The organism is Pedobacter sp. R20-19, from assembly GCF_000708265.2.
Classification (GTDB): Bacteria; Bacteroidota; Bacteroidia; order Sphingobacteriales; family Sphingobacteriaceae; genus Pedobacter.
Map to the genome: position 1 here is coordinate 839,373 of NZ_JCKI01000002.1, position 16,435 is coordinate 855,807.

Annotated in this window: 16 protein-coding genes; 14 read left to right on the forward strand and 2 right to left on the reverse strand. The window is 36.8% G+C overall.

The window, feature by feature from the left end; all coding sequences use genetic code 11:
* Positions 1 to 2: 2 nt before the first annotated feature.
* The 13 genes from AN34_RS07490 (at position 3) to AN34_RS07555 (ending at position 13,744) form a co-directional block, all read left to right on the forward strand.
* The gene (locus AN34_RS07490; protein ID WP_029283865.1) at positions 3 to 3,173 is read left to right on the forward strand and encodes an efflux RND transporter permease subunit; all 3,171 of its coding nucleotides are present in this window, start codon (positions 3 to 5) and stop codon (positions 3,171 to 3,173) included.
* On the forward strand, positions 3,166 to 4,599 hold the full coding sequence (locus AN34_RS07495) for a TolC family protein (RefSeq protein ID WP_029283866.1): 1,434 nt from the start codon (positions 3,166 to 3,168) through the stop codon (positions 4,597 to 4,599). The genes AN34_RS07490 and AN34_RS07495 overlap by 8 nt, the downstream gene beginning before the upstream one ends.
* Positions 4,600 to 5,658: 1,059 nt before the next feature.
* Positions 5,659 to 5,889: a hypothetical protein gene (locus AN34_RS21885; RefSeq protein ID WP_231625501.1), complete on the forward strand. Its 231-nt coding sequence runs from the start codon at positions 5,659 to 5,661 to the stop codon at positions 5,887 to 5,889.
* Positions 5,890 to 5,960: 71 nt separating this feature from the next.
* Positions 5,961 to 6,341, forward strand: coding sequence for a DoxX family membrane protein (locus AN34_RS07510; protein WP_029283868.1), 381 nt, complete (start codon positions 5,961 to 5,963; stop codon positions 6,339 to 6,341).
* Positions 6,342 to 6,431: 90 nt separating this feature from the next.
* Positions 6,432 to 6,863 carry a DUF2147 domain-containing protein gene (locus tag AN34_RS07515; RefSeq protein WP_029283870.1) on the forward strand — a complete coding sequence of 144 codons (432 nt, stop codon included), beginning with the start codon at positions 6,432 to 6,434 and terminating at the stop codon, positions 6,861 to 6,863.
* A 5-nt stretch (positions 6,864 to 6,868) separates the two neighbouring features.
* Complete coding sequence (locus tag AN34_RS07520) at positions 6,869 to 7,888, forward strand: YCF48-related protein (RefSeq protein ID WP_029283872.1); 1,020 nt, start codon at positions 6,869 to 6,871, stop codon at positions 7,886 to 7,888.
* 132 nt (positions 7,889 to 8,020) lie between these two features.
* Complete coding sequence (locus AN34_RS07525; protein WP_029283874.1) at positions 8,021 to 8,836, forward strand: TerC family protein; 816 nt, start codon at positions 8,021 to 8,023, stop codon at positions 8,834 to 8,836.
* A 111-nt stretch (positions 8,837 to 8,947) separates the two neighbouring features.
* Positions 8,948 to 9,643, forward strand: coding sequence for an HAD family hydrolase (locus AN34_RS07530; RefSeq protein WP_029283876.1), 696 nt, complete (start codon positions 8,948 to 8,950; stop codon positions 9,641 to 9,643).
* A complete protein-coding gene (locus AN34_RS07535) occupies positions 9,640 to 10,476 on the forward strand; it encodes a phosphoribosyltransferase family protein (RefSeq protein ID WP_029283878.1) in 837 nt (278 codons plus the stop codon). Before AN34_RS07530 ends, AN34_RS07535 begins: the two co-directional genes overlap by 4 nt.
* A 1-nt stretch (position 10,477) precedes the next feature.
* On the forward strand, positions 10,478 to 11,032 hold the full coding sequence (locus AN34_RS07540; RefSeq protein ID WP_029283880.1) for a TerD family protein: 555 nt from the start codon (positions 10,478 to 10,480) through the stop codon (positions 11,030 to 11,032).
* 4 nt (positions 11,033 to 11,036) lie between these two features.
* Positions 11,037 to 11,651 (forward strand): TerD family protein, encoded by a 615-nt coding sequence (locus AN34_RS07545; RefSeq protein WP_029283882.1) that lies wholly within the window; start codon positions 11,037 to 11,039, stop codon positions 11,649 to 11,651.
* Positions 11,652 to 11,675: 24 nt separating this feature from the next.
* Positions 11,676 to 12,773 carry a toxic anion resistance protein gene (locus tag AN34_RS07550; protein ID WP_029283885.1) on the forward strand — a complete coding sequence of 366 codons (1,098 nt, stop codon included), beginning with the start codon at positions 11,676 to 11,678 and terminating at the stop codon, positions 12,771 to 12,773.
* An 8-nt stretch (positions 12,774 to 12,781) separates the two neighbouring features.
* Positions 12,782 to 13,744 carry a hypothetical protein gene (locus AN34_RS07555; RefSeq protein WP_029283887.1) on the forward strand — a complete coding sequence of 321 codons (963 nt, stop codon included), beginning with the start codon at positions 12,782 to 12,784 and terminating at the stop codon, positions 13,742 to 13,744.
* A gap of 285 nt (positions 13,745 to 14,029) precedes the next feature.
* Here the strand turns inward: AN34_RS07555 and AN34_RS07560 are convergent, their stop codons facing one another.
* Positions 14,030 to 14,890 (reverse strand): dienelactone hydrolase family protein, encoded by an 861-nt coding sequence (locus tag AN34_RS07560; RefSeq protein WP_029283888.1) that lies wholly within the window; start codon positions 14,888 to 14,890, stop codon positions 14,030 to 14,032.
* 61 nt (positions 14,891 to 14,951) lie between these two features.
* A complete protein-coding gene (locus tag AN34_RS07565; protein WP_029283890.1) occupies positions 14,952 to 15,959 on the reverse strand; it encodes a phosphotransferase enzyme family protein in 1,008 nt (335 codons plus the stop codon).
* 108 nt (positions 15,960 to 16,067) lie between these two features.
* Here AN34_RS07565 and AN34_RS07570 point away from each other — a divergent pair, with 108 nt between their 5' ends.
* Entirely contained in the window at positions 16,068 to 16,313 is a 246-nt protein-coding gene (locus AN34_RS07570; RefSeq protein ID WP_029283892.1) for a hypothetical protein, read from the forward strand.
* Positions 16,314 to 16,435: the final 122 nt, after the last annotated feature.

Genomic DNA, 16,435 nt, shown 5'->3' on the forward strand with positions numbered 1-16,435 from the left:
TTATGTTCGGTAAATTTATACAGAGGCCAGTCCTCTCTATCGTAATATCGCTAGTTATTGTGTTTCTGGGTGTTTTGGCCATCACAGGTCTGCCCGTAACCCAATTTCCAACGATATCTCCACCTAAAGTAAACATCACGGCTGAGTATCCGGGTGCAAACAACGAGTTATTAGTTAAATCAGTTATCATTCCATTAGAGCGTGCCTTAAATGGTGTACCAGGAATGAAATATATTGCTTCAAATGCTGGTAATGATGGTGAAGCCAGTGTTCAGGTGGTTTTTAACCTCGGGACAGATCCTAATCAAGCCTCATTAAACGTGCAAAACCGTGTGGCTGCAGTGAACAACAAGCTCCCTCCATTGGTTATTCGTGAAGGGGTAAAAATTAGTAGGGAAGAGCCTAACATGTTGATGTATATTAACTTGTATAGTAAAGACCCGAAAATGAATCAGAACTTCCTATACAATTTTGCGGATATCAATTTACTTTCAGAATTGAAAAGGGTAGATGGAGTAGGATTTGCAGATATTCTTGGAGACAGGGATTATGCCATGCGGATCTGGTTGAAGCCAGACAGGATGCAGACTTATAAAATCTCTCCTGATGAAGTAATGGATGCTTTAGGCAAGCAAAGTTTAGAAGCTTCGCCAGGTAAAACAGGTGAAAGTTCAGGTCAGCGTTCTGAAGCTTTTGAGTATACATTGAAATATTCAGGTCGTTTTACGACACCTGAGCAATATGGAAATATCATTTTACGGGCCAATGCCAATGGTGAAATGTTGCGTTTAAAGGATGTTGCTGATATCAGTTTCAGTTCTTCATTCTATAACCTTTATTCTACCTTAAATGGAAAATCTTCAGCAGCTATTGTATTAAAACAATCCTACGGAAGTAATGCCACACAGGTAATTAAAGATGTTAAAGCCAAAATGGCTGAAATTAAAGCCACATCTTTTCCTAAAGGTTTGGATTATGAAATCAGTTATGATGTTTCTAAATTTTTGGATGCATCTATTGAGAAGGTAGTTCACACATTGGTAGAAGCTTTCATTCTGGTGGGTTTAGTGGTATTCTTGTTCCTGGGCGACTGGAGATCAACGCTAATTCCGGCGATTGCAGTTCCGGTATCGTTAATTGGTACGTTCGTATTTATGCAGTTCTTTGGCATTACTCTAAACCTGATTACCCTTTTTGCCTTAGTAATGGCTATTGGTGTGGTTGTGGATGATGCGATTGTGGTAATTGAAGCCGTACATGCCAAGCTAGAGCATGATCCGAAGTTATCTGTTTTGAAGGCCACACAAATGGCCATGAAAGAAATCAGCGGAGCTATTATTGCCATTACGTTTTTAATGGCTGCGGTATTTATTCCGGTGACTTTTATGTCTGGGCCGGTAGGTATTTTTTACCGCCAGTTCTCCATCACCATGGCTACAGCAATTATTTTATCAGGTGTGGTAGCATTAACTTTAACACCAGCATTATGTGCCATGATGTTAAAAAATAATCATGGTGTTGCTAAAAAGAAAACCGTTGTTGATAAATTATTGGATGGCTTTAACAATGCCTTTTACAAACTAACTGGCCGATATGAAAATATATTGAGCAAAGTAGTAGGCAGACGCTTATTTACTTTTGGTACATTAGCTGTATTTTGTGTCGGTATATATTTCATTAGCAATAGTGTGCCATCAGGCTTTATTCCGAATGAAGATCAGGGGATGGTTTATGCCATTCTTCAAATGCCTCCAGGTTCAACCTTGGAGCGTACCAATCAGGCTGCAGAAAAATTGCAAAAAATGTCTGAAGATGTGGAAGGCGTTAAGTCTGTTTCATCATTAGCTGGTTATGAGGTTTTATCAGAAGGTACAGGATCAAATACTGGTACATGTTTAATTAACCTTAAAGATTGGAGCGAACGTAAAAACTCTGCAACAGATGTAATTAAAGAGCTCGAAGAAAAGGCCAAAGATATTCCTGGTGCTACAGTTGAATTTTTCCAACCACCAGCAGTACCAGGATACGGAGCCGCAGGCGGTTTCGAGTGTCGTCTTCAGGATATGGCCGGAAGTGGCGATTACAAAAAACTGGAAACGGTAGGTAATGATTTTGTAAAGGAATTAAATAAGCGGAAAGAACTTTCTTCCGTATTTACATTCTTTAGTGCAAGTTTCCCACAATATATGCTGAACATTGATAATGATCTGGCGCAGCAAAAAGGCGTAAGTATTGATAATGCCATGAGTACCTTATCTACTTACGTAGGTAGTGATTATGAAACCAGTTTCATTAAGTATGACCGTCCTTATAAAGTGGTTGTTCAGGCTTCTCCGCAATACAGGGCCTTACCTGAAGATGTATTAAAGCTTTATGTTAAAAATGATAAAGATGAAATGGTGCCTTTTTCAGCCTTTATGACAATGAAAAAAGTATACGGTCCATCAGAAATTACCAGACATAACATGCACAATGCCGCAGAGATCAGTGGTCAGGCAGCACCGGGTTACAGCTCTGGCCAGGCTATTGAAGCCATTAAAGAAGTGGCACAAAAAACCTTGCCACGTGGTTATGCTATAGATTGGGCAGGTATTTCAAAAGATGAGGTGTCTCGTGGTAACGAAGCCATTTATATCTTTTTAATCTGTTTAGGTTTCGTATATCTGGTATTGGCAGCGCAGTATGAAAGCTTCATTTTGCCACTGGCCGTTATCTTATCACTTCCTACCGGTATTTTTGGTGCATTTTTATTCATAAAACTGTTTGGATTAGAAAATAACATCTATGCACAGGTCGCCATGGTCATGCTGATTGGGCTGCTCGGGAAGAATGCCGTATTAATTGTGGAGTTTGCCATGCACCGGCATAGTCAGGGTGTAACGATTATTAAAGCCGCTATGGAAGGTGCAGCCATTAGGTTCAGACCAATTTTAATGACATCCTTTGCTTTCGTTGCAGGTTTAATTCCGCTCACTATAGCTACCGGACCAGGAAGAATTGGTAACAGAACAATTGGTACGGCTGCCGCCGGAGGGATGATATTCGGTACCGTTTTAGGTGTGTTAATTATCCCGGGTTTGTTTTACGTATTTGGTACAATAGCAACTAAACGTAAGCTCACCACTATTGAAGAAGGACATCCGTTAACTGAAGAAATTGAAGACAATGTTTAAAAATAGCATTTATAAAAGCCTTGGTTTAGCTGTGCTATGTACAGCTTATACTGCCTGTAAATTACCAGAGGTTGCGCAACGTGCTGAAAATAAAAACGTACCTGAGGGTTTTAGTGACTCAAAAGATACCGTGAACAGTGCAAGCATCCAGTGGAAAACATTTTTTACAGATCCTAACCTGGTAAGCCTGATTGATACGGCTTTAAAAAACAATCAGGAATTAAATATCACTTTACAAGATATTGAAATTGCCAGAAATGATATAAAAGCCAAAAAAGGTGATCTTTTACCAACAGTAGGTTATGGTGTTGGCGCCGGACTAGAAAAAGTAGGTCGTTATACCAGTGATGGTGCGGGTGATGCTTCAACAGAGATTACCCCTGGCAAAGGCGTTCCTGATGTATTGCCAGATTATAAATTTGGCCTTCAGGCTAACTGGGAAGCAGATATTTGGCACAAATTGCGGAATGCGAAGCAATCGGCAGTGAATCATTATCTATCCACCATTGCGGGGAAAAACTTTGTGGTCACTAACCTGGTGGCTGAGGTAGCCAATTCTTATTATGAATTGCTGGCCTTAGATAACCAGTTGGATATTGTAAAACAAAACATCAAAATTCAAAGCGATGCGTTGGAACTCATGAAGATTCAGAAAGAGGCTACCAGAGTTACTGAACTTGCTGTAAGGAAATTTCAGGCTGAGGTTTTAAGCTCTAAAAGCATGCAATTTGATATTCAGCAAAATATAACGGAGACAGAAAATAAAATCAATTTTTTATTAGGCCGATACCCACAACCAATTATCAGGGATGGAAAGAGTTTTACAGATCTGGTTCCTGCAACGGTACAATCTGGTATTCCATCGCAGTTATTGGCTAACCGACCTGATATTAAACAGGCAGAACTTGAACTAGCGGCAGCAAAGTTAGATGTGAAAGTGGCGAAAGCGCAATTCTATCCTTCCCTAAGCATTTCTGCAACATTAGGCTATCAGGCTTTTAACCCAAGCTATTTACTAAGGACACCAGAATCTTTAATCTATTCTTTAGCAGGAGATTTAGCCGGACCGTTGATTAATAAAAATGCGATTAAAGCTGAATATCTTACCGCAAACGCTAAACAGTTACAAGCGGTTTTTGATTACGAGAAGACCATTTTAAATGGTTATATAGAAGTAGCCAATCAAATGTCTAATATTAATAACCTGCAAAAAAGCTATGACTTAAAAAATCAGCAAGTAAAAGCACTTACTGAATCTATAGACATTTCCAATGCTTTATTTAGATCGGCCCGTGCAGATTATTTTGAAGTTTTGATGACGCAACGTGATGCCCTACAATCAAAATTGGAGTTAATTGAAACTAAAAAGCAACAGCTAAATGCAGTAGTTAATATTTATCATGCCCTTGGAGGGGGATGGAACTAAAGCCTATTGTAGATTTTAGTATATTTTTAAGCGGCCTTCGAATTTTTTCGAAGGCCGCTTTTTATATAGTGTATTTTAGATAAGAGATAAACCTTAAGCATTATAGATTATTGATCATAGGAAGAAATGGTGTTGGTTTTTCTTTCGTTTTGGTTGTAGTTTAACTAATGCGAAAAAAATCGAAACTTTTTTTATGTAAATTCTTTTAATTACAAGGTTAATAGTATAATTTTGTAGCGTTAACCAAATATAATTTTATGGGTAATTTATCTCATCCGGAACCAGTAAAAAAATCCGATAGGGTAGAATCCAATCATAAGACTTTTAACGAATCCTATACGCCGAGTTCAAAGAGAAAATTTGAAGGATGGCCAATTTTGTGGATTTTATTAATTCTTTCCATTCTTTTGCTTATCATTTGGTACACCGGATCAGCTTCTACGATCATAGAGTGGATAGAGAAAAAATAAAATAATTTAGCGCCAATATCCTTTAAAAGGATACTAATTAAATTGCAGGCCGAAATTAGAATGATTGCGAGAGCGCTAATTTAAGTGGTTCAATAATTTTACTTAGAATTTTTCATCATCGCTTGGAATCTGTTCTGCAGAAAAATAGCAATATAACATGATGGCGAATGATCCAATGTAGAAGGCTGCTGTGATTAAAAGGAATGTGCTCATGATCTAGGATGTTTTGGTTAGGTTATTTTAACATTAAGTTTTCGTGAATTGTTTATTAAACATAGAAATAAAAATGAAATAAGTCAATAGTGTTGAAAAATATTTATTTATTTTTTTTGAGCTTCATTTAGCCAAATAATAAAAACAAATCTTTATGAATTGCCGAAAGTCTAAATGTAAAAATAATGGCTACAATTAATCCCTATTTAAACTTTAACGGCAATACCCTAAAAGCGTTTAATTTTTAGAAATCCGTTTTCGGAGGTGAATTTTTGGCTGTTCAGCGATTTAAAGATGCGCCGGGCTGTGAAGGAATAAAACCAAGTGATCAGGAAAACATCATGCACATTGCCCTAAACTTGGTGGCAATATCTTAATGGGAACAGATGTGATGCCACCCATGTCTCCGGCTACCTATGGTACAGGTATTTCGATTTCGATAGATGCTGAGCGTGAAGATGAAGCCAGTCAGATTTTTCAAAACTTATCTGCTGGAGTAGTGATTACCCTGCCTTTAGAAAAAATGTTATGGGGTACGCTTTTCAGCATGTTAACCGATCAATATGGTATTCAATGGATGGTTAATGATGATGAACAGAAAAAATAAAGGCAGATCATAAAATTCTCCGTGAATTTTTATAATTTAAGGTTTTATAAAACAATAAAAATCAGTTCATTATGAAAATTGCAACCATTGTTATTCGTTTATTATTAGCGGCTATGTATCTCTTTGCATCGGTTCCTTACTTCTTAAAAATTATGCCTGGAGAAATGCCAGCCATGACTGCCGCTCAAACGACCTTTATGACCGGAGTTACAGCATCAGTTTATCTCATGCCATTAATTAAAGGTACGGAGCTTATTTCAGGAATTTTGCTGCTCATCGGGCGGACTGCACCATTAGGTGCTTTGCTCATTTTTCCGGTTACCTTAAACATTTTTCTCTATCATGCTTTCTTAGGTCCTAAAGAATTGCCCATGGTAGCGGTTATGCTTATTTTTAATGTGTTTCTTTTCTATGCCTATAGGCAAAAATATCTGCCTATTATATCTAAATAAATTTAAGGTGCATACACTATTTCTTTTTATTTATTATTTGGATACAAAAGTCAATTCACTATCTTTAAAAACTAACTATAAATAAAAAATATGAGAAAGTTTCCCTTATTAATGCTGCTATTTGTAGCCATGTCGTTTTCAGTGTTTGCACAGAATAAAGATGCAATCGTTGGTAAATGGCTTAATCCATCCGGAGAAGGACAAATCGAGATCTATAAAAAAGGCGATAAATATTTCGGCAAATTAGCCTGGATTAAAGAACCTAATATTAATGGAAAACCAAAACTGGATGTTAAAAATCCAAATGCTACCATGCAGAAAAGACCTTTATTAAATCTGGAATTGTTAAAGGATTTTGTTTATGATGATGGCAAATGGACAGATGGAACTATTTATGATCCTAAAAGTGGTAAAACCTATAGCTGTAACATGACCATGAAAGGTAATGATGTATTAAATGTAAGGGGCTATGTTGGAATATCCCTTTTAGGTAGATCTGAAACTTTTAAGCGGGTTAAATAGATAAAATGAAAAGATTAATATGGTGCCTTTTAATGGCACCTTTTTTTTGCACTGCGCAGTCGTTCAGTTTGAAGCCTTTAAATGAAAATACCAAAACCAGTTTACGGGGTTTAAGTGTAGTTTCTGATCAGGTGATATGGGTCAGTGGGAGCAATGGTTCTGTAGGAAAAACAGAAGACGGTGGCCTAACCTGGCAGTGGATTAAGCCAAAAGGATATGAAAAGCTTGATTTTAGAGATATAGAAGGCTTCGACAGTGAGCATGCCATTATTGTAAATGCCGGATCTCCCGCTTACGTGCTTAAAACGGATGATGGTGGTGCCACCTGGACTGAGCATTATAAAAATATCGATTCAGCCATTTTTCTAGATGGATTAGGTTTCTGGGACAAAGATAAAGGAATCATTTTTGGAGATCCGATTCGGGGCAAAATGCAGTTATTAAAAACAACAGATGCTGGTAAAACCTGGAAAGATATATCCTCATATTTGAAGCAATCTCTAGCGGAGGGCGAGGCTGGATTTGCGGCAAGTGGAACCACCATTAAAACTTTACCAAATGGTAAAGTGTGGATTGCCAGCGGTGGAACAGTATCTAATATTTATTTTTCTAATGATTACGGGGAAAACTGGCACATTTTCAAATGCCCCATTTGGCAGGGGGAAAGCACAACCGGACCTTTTTCAATCGATTTTTACGATGCCAAAAATGGAATTGTAGTCGGAGGAAACTATGTAAAAGATAAAGCCAATGATAACAATGTATTACTCACCAATGATGGTGGCAAAACCTGGGAAAAGCCAGTAACACCAGTTGCAGGCTTCCGATCGGCTGTAACCTACCTAACTAAGCAGATATTATTGGCTACAGGTACTTCCGGGACAGATATCTCTACTGACAGTGGTCAAAACTGGAAGCATATTTCTGATCAAAGCTTTAATGCTGTACAAAAAGCTGTGAAAGGAAAACGCATTATCCTGACCGGAGAAAAAGGAAGTATTTTCGAATTGATCACTGGGAAATAAATTTATCCAAAAGCGTAACAGTTATTGCTAAGTCCTATCTAAATGGTCATGAATTTAATTAATGAAATATACTGAAATCAGAATATTTTGTTTTCTTTGTTAACTAAATACTTAATTATATACTAGCGTTCTATGGATTTTTTGCACACTGTTTTAGGTGATGACATTCAGGCTTCTTTGCTTATTATTTTAAACTTAATTGTAATTGAAAGCCTTTTATCTGTTGATAATGCCGCTGTTTTGGCTACAATGGTGATGGATCTTCCGAAAGACCAACGTGATAAAGCCTTAAAATACGGTATTATTGGCGCTTATGTTTTTCGTGGTATTTGTTTATTTCTTGCAGCCTGGTTGGTAAAGATATGGTGGCTAAAACCACTCGGTGGGCTCTATTTAATTTACCTTGCTTTTGATTATTTCTGGAAAAAGAATGCCAAAAAGAACGAAGAGGAAGAAGAAGTAGATAAAAGCAAAAGCTGGATTTATAAATCTACAGTGGGTTTGGTTGGTACTTTTTGGGCCACAGTGGCACTTGTAGAAGTAATGGATCTTGCTTTCTCTATTGATAACGTTTTCGCAGCAGTAGCTTTCACTGATAATATTTACCTGATTTATATTGGCGTATTTGTAGGTATTTTAGCTATGCGTTTCGTAGCGCAGGCTTTTGTAAAACTGATGGAAAAATTTACCTTTTTAGAAACAGTAGCTTTTATCGTTATCGGTGTTCTGGGTATCAAGTTAACCTCTTCACTATTTACACATTTCAATCCACAATCACCCATTTCTCATACCATAGAAGGCGAGAAAACAGATTTGTTTGTTTCCATCTTTACCGTAGCAATTTTTATTATACCTGTAATAACCTCACTCTTGTTTAACTTTCCTAAAAAAACAAAGAATGACCTGGAAGTTGTAGATAAAGCAGAGGATGTTTTAGAGCAATCATAAAATATTTGTGCTTAAATGTCTATTAAATTCTTACATATGATAATCTTAAAAGCTACGTTAAATGAGTAATATTAAGGCTTATAATTTATAGCTAAAGAAAATATACAGGGAATGAGCACTTATAAACATTACTCTTTTGATCTCTGGTTAACCTTAATTAAATCAAACCCTGCCTTTAAGGTAGAAAGAACACGCTATTTTTATGAGAATTTTAATTCTAAAAATAAGAGTATTCAAGAGGTTGGTGTCATTTTTAGGCAGGTAGATTTAATGGTTAATGCCATGAACGAAAAGACGGGTAAAAATGTCGATGCTGATGAAATGTACCTGATGGTCATCAGCCTGATCAATGATTATGACTTTAACTTTCATGATCTCGATCTCGAAGATTTATACCAGAAAATGGAAGTGTTGCTGCTTAACCACATGCCTTTAATTTATTGCAGCAATTGCCTCAATGTACTGTCTGCAATAAAAAGTAGTGGTGAAACTTCCACCAATATTTTAAGCAATACTGGTTTTATAAAAGGGTATACCCTCAGAAAAGTGATCAACCATTTGGGAATTGATGAATTTATAGATTTTCAATTGTATTCTGATGAAGTAAGAATGTCTAAACCCAACAGTGGCTTTTTTCAACTGATGATCAACACCATTGATCGGCAACAACATCAGCAATTATCTTTAAATGAAATTATTCATGTTGGTGATAACCCAATTGCAGATATTCGTGGCGCACAAATGATGGGCATTAGCAGTATGCTGATCCACTCTAATAATTTATCTATCTCTAATCTACTCTCATGATTCCATATACCTATTCACTCCATAAAATTGATAATACAGCCGATTTTGGCTTTGATCCGAATGATTACAGTCGTTTTAAATTTGGTGATGATTTAGTTGCCCGTTCTTTTGGCAAGGCACTGGCAGATGGCTTTATTAAATACTATTTGGTAGAAAATCGGATTGCCGATCAGATAGTCGTTATTTCAAGTCCATATAGTTTTATCCCAACGGCAACTTTTGCCATGAAAAATTATTTTGTTTCGCAGTTGAACCGCTGGCTGGTTGAAAACGGAGGGCTTACCGTACAGGAAGCTAAAGTACACCGCACCATTACCTACAAAGAAGATTATGGTGAGTTGAGTGCAGAAGAACGGATGAATTTAATAGGAAATGATTCCTTTCATATCGATAAAGACTTTTTAGAGGGGAAAACCTTATTGTTTTTAGATGATATCAAAATTACTGGAAGTCATGAACGAATGATTATCAAAATGGCAAAAGCATATGGCTTAAACAATGAAATTCATATGCTTTATTTCGCTGAACTGATTAATCATCAGATCCATCCAAACATAGAGAATGTTTTAAATTACCATCAGGTTAAATCCATCTTCGATCTGGAAAAAATTATCAATAACGGTTATTTTTGTTTCAATACCAGAATTGTTAAATATATTCTGAATACGGAACACAATAGCTTTTCGATATTTTTAGAACGGATGGATCATGATTTTATTCATCAGCTTTATGATTTAGCATTAGGCAACAGCTACCATTTAATGGAGGCTTATACAGATAATTTACAACTTATTAAAAGTTACATCAAAGACAATACTTATAAATTAATATAACATGGCTATCAACTTGCAAAAGGGGCAAAGAGAAAATATCGATGCACCAAAATTTACAATAGGTTTAGGTTGGGATACCAACAATTCATCTACAGGCTCTGCCTTCGATTTAGATGCTTCAATTTTTATTTTAAGCGATCAGAAGAAATTAATCTCTGACGAGAATTTTGTTTTTTATAATAATCTCGTTTCACCAGATGGCGCAGTAGAACATACAGGCGATAATTTAACCGGAGATGGCGATGGTGATGATGAGCAGATTAAAGTTGACTTAACCAAAATAGACCCAAGGGTTAGCGAAGTTTGTGTGGTAGTAACCATCCATGATGCTGAAAACAGGAGACAAAACTTTGGTCAGGTGAGAAACTCATTTGTACGTATTTTTGATGCGGTTACCAATGAAGTCATTTTAAAATATGAACTGGAAGAAGATTTCTCTATTGAAACGGCTGTAGAATTCGGAAGAATTTACAAACGTGAAGGCAAGTGGAAATTTGAAGCCGTAGGAATGGGTATGAAAGGCGGTTTACAGGATTATTTAAACAAATATCAATAAAATTATGGCAATCAATCTTCAAAAAGGACAACGCATTAGCCTCGAAAAAAGCAACGGAAGTAAATTACAAAATGTTTGTGTAGGCATTAACTGGGGTGCAATTGAAAAGAAAGGTCTATTTGGTTTCGGATCATCAAAGGAAGCGGTGGATTTAGATGCCAGCTGCGCCCTGTATAATGAAAACAAGCAACTGTTGGAAGTGGTCTATTTTGGTAACCTAAAATCAAAAAATGGATCTGTAAAGCACAGTGGTGATGATTTAACTGGTGATATGGGCGGAGATGATGGACTGGATAATGAAATTATCACACTGGATTTTTCTCAGTTAGATGCCAATGTTGCTTATGTGGCATTTGTATTAAATAGCTTTAGAGGTCATGATTTCGGAACCATTCCTTTTGCTTCCATCCGGATTTACGAAGGAACAACCAAGCAGGTAACTGAAGTTTTTGCGAAATACGATATTGCCAACGGCTCAAACTTTGCTGGCCATGTATCCATGGTAATGGGTGTTTTCTACAAGAAAAATAACGAATGGAAATTCAATGCCATTGGCGAACCAACAAAAGACAAAAAACTGGAAGATACGGTGAAAACGGTGACTCAAAATTATTTATAAGCCTGGCTTAACAAATATAAAACTATGGAAACCAACCCTAACGTTACTCAGGATTTAACACCAGTAAAACTGGATAAAGATGGAAATGTAGATCTGGAGAGAATAACACCTCAGGAAACAGAAAAATATGCAGCACTTGGCAAGTCGCTGGAGCCATCCGATGTCAATTCTATTTTAAATTATGGAAGTGATGCCCAAAACTCTATGGAGAAATACAGTAATGATTTTTTATCATCTGTAAGAACCTATAATAGTGGAGAAGTTGGGGGCTTAATTAACGAACTGCTTACCGAACTGAATTATATCGATGTTTCTGAACTAGAGCAAAGTGGCTTTAAAAGTTTTATTTCGAAGATTCCTTTCTTAAAATCATTGGTGGTAGATGTTAAAAAACTATTTCAAAAGTATGATGTGGTGGTGAATAACATCGATAAGATCACCAACAAAATCAAGGCGGGCCGATTAAACTCTATTAAGGATAACAGTTCCCTCCAAACCATGTTTGATAGCAATGTGGGTTATATCCACCAAATGGAAGAACTGATTATTGCCGGACAGTTAAAGTACAATGAGTTATCTTTAAAACTCGCTGAAATGGAAGGCAGGCCAGCAGATTACCAGGATTATGAAATTGCCGATTTAAGGGATTTTATCAGCCGTTTGGATAAGAGACTGGCCGACATGAAGATTGTGCGTTTCATCATGCTACAATCGCTGGCTCAAATTCGTGTGGTGCAGAACAACAATACTTCCATTGCAGAAAAAGCACAGTCTATTGTTTCTACCACTATTCCGGTTTGGAAAAACCAGTTAACCCTCGCTGTGGCACTACAAAGGCAAAAAGCCAATGTAGAAATGCAGAAGAAAGTTTCTGATACCACCAATACCATTCTACAGAAGAATGCAGAAATGCTGAAACAAAACAGTATCGATGTGGCTAAAGAGAATGAAAAAACTGTGGTATCTTTGGAAACCTTAAAAATAACCACAGCATCCTTAATCAGTACCCTGAATGAGGTAAAACAAATTCATGAAGCGGGTGCACAAAGCAGAAGAGCGCTTGATGGAGAGTTGAAGACTTTAGAAGCAGAGCTGAAAAAGAACGTTACGAGGGTGAGTTAAATTAAAGCATGGATGATTACCGTTTAAATATTTTAAAAAAATCGAGCACCGAAATCAACCGTTTACAGTTGCTTTCGGTGTTTTTTGATGAAGAGATTATTTATAAAATTTATTTACGGAGCCAGGTTATTCACCAGTTATTTGCCAATAATGAAGAACTTGAAATTGATAAACTTGATCTTTTCCATGTTCAGTTTACGGAAAGTGTGATTGCACTGTTGCGAAAAATAAAAAAAAGCAATGAAAAAAATGTGAGTCTGATTTATGATGAAATTGATCTTAATGAAGAACTCATCAGTAGAATTTCTGGTTCGGTGGTTAATCAGGAAAACTACCGTCTTGATCAGCAAAAGCAATCCTTAAAAATTAATCAGTCGTTAAGGCGATTATTCGCTGTTTTATCTGATCTCAGTACTGATTTTCCTTTTTCGAAAAACATAAATGTATTCAGCTCAAAATATGCCAATGATTTTTATTTTGATGTAACGCCTGATCAGTTTTCCCAATTGATTGATTTGAGTGCGAAGCAAGTGTACTCCAACATCAATGCCATTATTGAGAAAAAGTTGATGGGCTTATTGTGCAAGCATGATTTTCGTACGGCTTTTTCATTCGGTTTAAAATCTGGTGAATTGGTGATCGAAGTATATCGCTTTTTAGATACTGAAAGATATTTCTTATTTTTCCCTGGTAGAAACCTCTTTTTATTTTGTGATTTGGCTCTTCTAAACGGGATAGAGAAAGATAATAACTTATCAGAGAAGGAACGTATCATTCAGGAACTGGAATATAAAAATGATAAACTTAAAAGTAATGCGGCCGTATTGAAGGTAGCGATTCCGGCAGAGATCAATGCATTGCTGGAAGATAGTTACTTGAAAATTTCAGATATCAATTTCTTAAATCACCTCAACAATTTCGATGTGCAATCGAATATCTTAAAGGCCATGTTAAAAACGGAGTTGTTTTAGGTTTGGTTGAAGAGTCCTCTCGAAGATTCGTCCTCCTGAACTTGTTTCAGGATCTTTTTAGAAAGGTGCTGAACTAAATTTACTCCGTAGCTTTCCGCTGCGCTACAGGTCAGCATGACGAGTGGGTTGAGGTTTCCCCTCAAAAAGATCGTCATCCGATAGCTATCGGATGCGAAGCAAATTCTTCATTTGCTGAAGCAATCTCCCTCATAGATTTCGCAAAGTAGATTGCTTCGTACCTCGCAATGACGATACTACTTGAAGGACTCATCACTGGTTGGCTTATCATCTCGTTAATATAGCCAACTTATGTTTAAACAAATCAATTGTTCTGCCCCAAGCCAACTTAGCTGCTGCTTCATTATACCTGGTTGGTGAAGTATTGTTATTAAAAGCATGATTCACACCATCGTAGATATAGATTTTATAATCCTTATTGTTTTCTTTTAAGGCTTTTTCATAAGCTGGAATACCTGCATTAATCCGTTCATCCAAGCCACCATAATGCAACATTAAACTTGCTTTGATTTTAGGTACATCGGAAGCATTGGCTTGTGCACCGTAGTAGGCTACGGCAGCTTGTAATTTTGGATCGTTCACAGCCAGTTTATTTGCCATTCCACCACCCCAGCAAAAACCAATACACCCCACTTTGCCATTGGCATCTTTTCTATTGCGGAGATATTCAAGCCCTCTTAAGTAGTTTTGCAGGTTCTTTTCCGGATCTAGTTTCCCGATCAACTCACGGCCTTTGTCTTCATCCGTTGGCGTGCCACCTAAAGGCGAAAGGGCATCAATACCTAAAGCAATAAAGCCTTCGGCTGCAACTCTTTTGGTTACATCAATAATGTGTGGATTTAAGCCCCTGTTTTCATGGATAACCAATACACAGCCTAGTTTTCTGTCTGTTTTAGGTTTTGCCAAAACCGCATTCATATTTCCCTCTACTCCTGCATAATTAACATTTTCTACCATAATTTCATCACTCGTAAAGGCAGCAGCAGCGTAATTATTCTCCAGTAAAGGTAAAATGGTCATGGCCATGGCTGTTCCACCTGCTAATAAAGCCAGTTTCTTCATAAAATCTTTCCGGCTTAGACCACTATGGGTGTATTCATCGTAAAGCGTGATTATTTTCTGATCCATCTGACGTATTTTTAGGTTTAATACAAGATAAGCATGTTGCCTTAAATTTTCTTTCCGTTAGCTAAAAGTTACAATACATGGTTTCCCATCTGCGTATTAAATCAATTCGGTGCTTTGTAAATTTGGGCGTCAGAAAAGGATTTGAAAAGTCATCAAAATGATCATAATAAAACTTAAGGAAAAATAGATGGAAGCAGATGCCAAGATAGGGGATGGCTTCAATTTCATCTGGAGTTAGTTTCCTAAATGTTTGGTAAGCATTTAGAAAGATATTGAAGTCTGCTGCTGCCTGTTCTTTGGTAATGACTTTATTTAGCTGATGAAAAAAGAAGTGATTCAAAAACGACATCAAATCGTTAATCAGATAACCATGGCCAGCAAAGTCGAAATCAAAGAAGGTGATTTTTCCTTCCTCATCAAAATGGAAATTTTTCGGTAATAAATCATAATGGCAATAGCCTGTTGAGAATGATTGGGTATCAAATGACTCAAATTTTTGTATCACCCGGCTGGAGATTTCCTCAAGGTATTGAAATTCCTCAGGCATTTCTTTTAAATGAGGTTTAAGCGTATCCAACGGGTCCAGTAGTGTCGTTTGAAAATTAAACACCGGCCTAGAATCGTCCAGGGTTACTGATGACATAGTGATGTGCATTTTTGCGACATCAAAACCCAATGTTTGCAGTTGTATTTCATTGAGGTCATGAATGACTTTACCTGGTGCATAGGTAAACAATACACCATTTCTTAAGCCTTCCATTGCATTAAAATGTTGAATCTGATGGTTATTCTGGTCTGTTATTGGATAAGATACCGAATGCCCCGCTGCTTTTAGTGCATTCAATAATGAAACTTCGGCCTTGATTTCATCGAGCTTACGGTGTGCATTGCGATAGATTTTAAAGATATACTTGCTTTCAGTGTTTTCTAAAAGATAGGTATCGCTTACATTTCTAATCAGCAGTTTGCAGGTGGTATCAGCAGGCAATTGATAGATATTAATCAGGTGAGCCTGTAAGGCAGTTGAAGAAAGGGTAGAATATTGCGCCGGAAAAATCTGTGCAGTCATGAGATTGAGAATTTTGAGTTAAAGATAACAGTTTGAAAAATATAGTCGTTATTAAAGACTACCTTATGGGCTTAAGGCATTCTGCTTTTTGAAGTTAGACCTATTCTATTGGAAAAAATATTTGATTGCCTAATTGATAGTTATATCAAGGAGAAGGTTGGCGTTACTAAAGATTTTTTAAGTCTTTCGCTGGCGACCAACTTAAAAGAAAACTTACTGAAATTATTTAAAGATCAGCAGCTTTTAAGTGCCGGAATAGGCAATAATCTTTTGGTTAACCAGGATAAGTTAATCAGAAGCGATGTTATTTATTCAAAAAATACCCCGAAGCTCTGCTTCGGCGGTCACAGCTGAAAGTTTGAAAACAAAGAGTTTTCATCGGGTTGGGTGATAAAATAAGTATTTTTGTTTATGAGTGATCATATTCACAAGAGTCATAACAAAAGTTTGCTGCTTTATCATTTGGTCTGTCCGAT

What these genes read in the sequence shown, in the direction of transcription:
- AN34_RS07555 (WP_029283887.1), top strand. Translation starts at nt 12,782, where the DNA reads ATGGATGATTACCGTTTAAATATTTTAAAAAAATCGAGCACCGAAATC.
- AN34_RS07520 (WP_029283872.1), top strand. Translation starts at nt 6,869, where the DNA reads ATGAAAAGATTAATATGGTGCCTTTTAATGGCACCTTTTTTTTGCACT.
- AN34_RS07495 (WP_029283866.1), top strand. Translation starts at nt 3,166, where the DNA reads ATGTTTAAAAATAGCATTTATAAAAGCCTTGGTTTAGCTGTGCTATGT.
- AN34_RS07540 (WP_029283880.1), top strand. Translation starts at nt 10,478, where the DNA reads ATGGCTATCAACTTGCAAAAGGGGCAAAGAGAAAATATCGATGCACCA.
- AN34_RS07510 (WP_029283868.1), top strand. Translation starts at nt 5,961, where the DNA reads ATGAAAATTGCAACCATTGTTATTCGTTTATTATTAGCGGCTATGTAT.
- AN34_RS07490 (WP_029283865.1), top strand. Translation starts at nt 3, where the DNA reads ATGTTCGGTAAATTTATACAGAGGCCAGTCCTCTCTATCGTAATATCG.
- AN34_RS21885 (WP_231625501.1), top strand. Translation starts at nt 5,659, where the DNA reads ATGGGAACAGATGTGATGCCACCCATGTCTCCGGCTACCTATGGTACA.
- AN34_RS07515 (WP_029283870.1), top strand. Translation starts at nt 6,432, where the DNA reads ATGAGAAAGTTTCCCTTATTAATGCTGCTATTTGTAGCCATGTCGTTT.
- AN34_RS07550 (WP_029283885.1), top strand. Translation starts at nt 11,676, where the DNA reads ATGGAAACCAACCCTAACGTTACTCAGGATTTAACACCAGTAAAACTG.
- AN34_RS07560 (WP_029283888.1), bottom strand. Translation starts at nt 14,890, where the DNA reads ATGGATCAGAAAATAATCACGCTTTACGATGAATACACCCATAGTGGT.
- AN34_RS07535 (WP_029283878.1), top strand. Translation starts at nt 9,640, where the DNA reads ATGATTCCATATACCTATTCACTCCATAAAATTGATAATACAGCCGAT.
- AN34_RS07545 (WP_029283882.1), top strand. Translation starts at nt 11,037, where the DNA reads ATGGCAATCAATCTTCAAAAAGGACAACGCATTAGCCTCGAAAAAAGC.
- AN34_RS07565 (WP_029283890.1), bottom strand. Translation starts at nt 15,959, where the DNA reads ATGACTGCACAGATTTTTCCGGCGCAATATTCTACCCTTTCTTCAACT.
- AN34_RS07525 (WP_029283874.1), top strand. Translation starts at nt 8,021, where the DNA reads ATGGATTTTTTGCACACTGTTTTAGGTGATGACATTCAGGCTTCTTTG.
- AN34_RS07530 (WP_029283876.1), top strand. Translation starts at nt 8,948, where the DNA reads ATGAGCACTTATAAACATTACTCTTTTGATCTCTGGTTAACCTTAATT.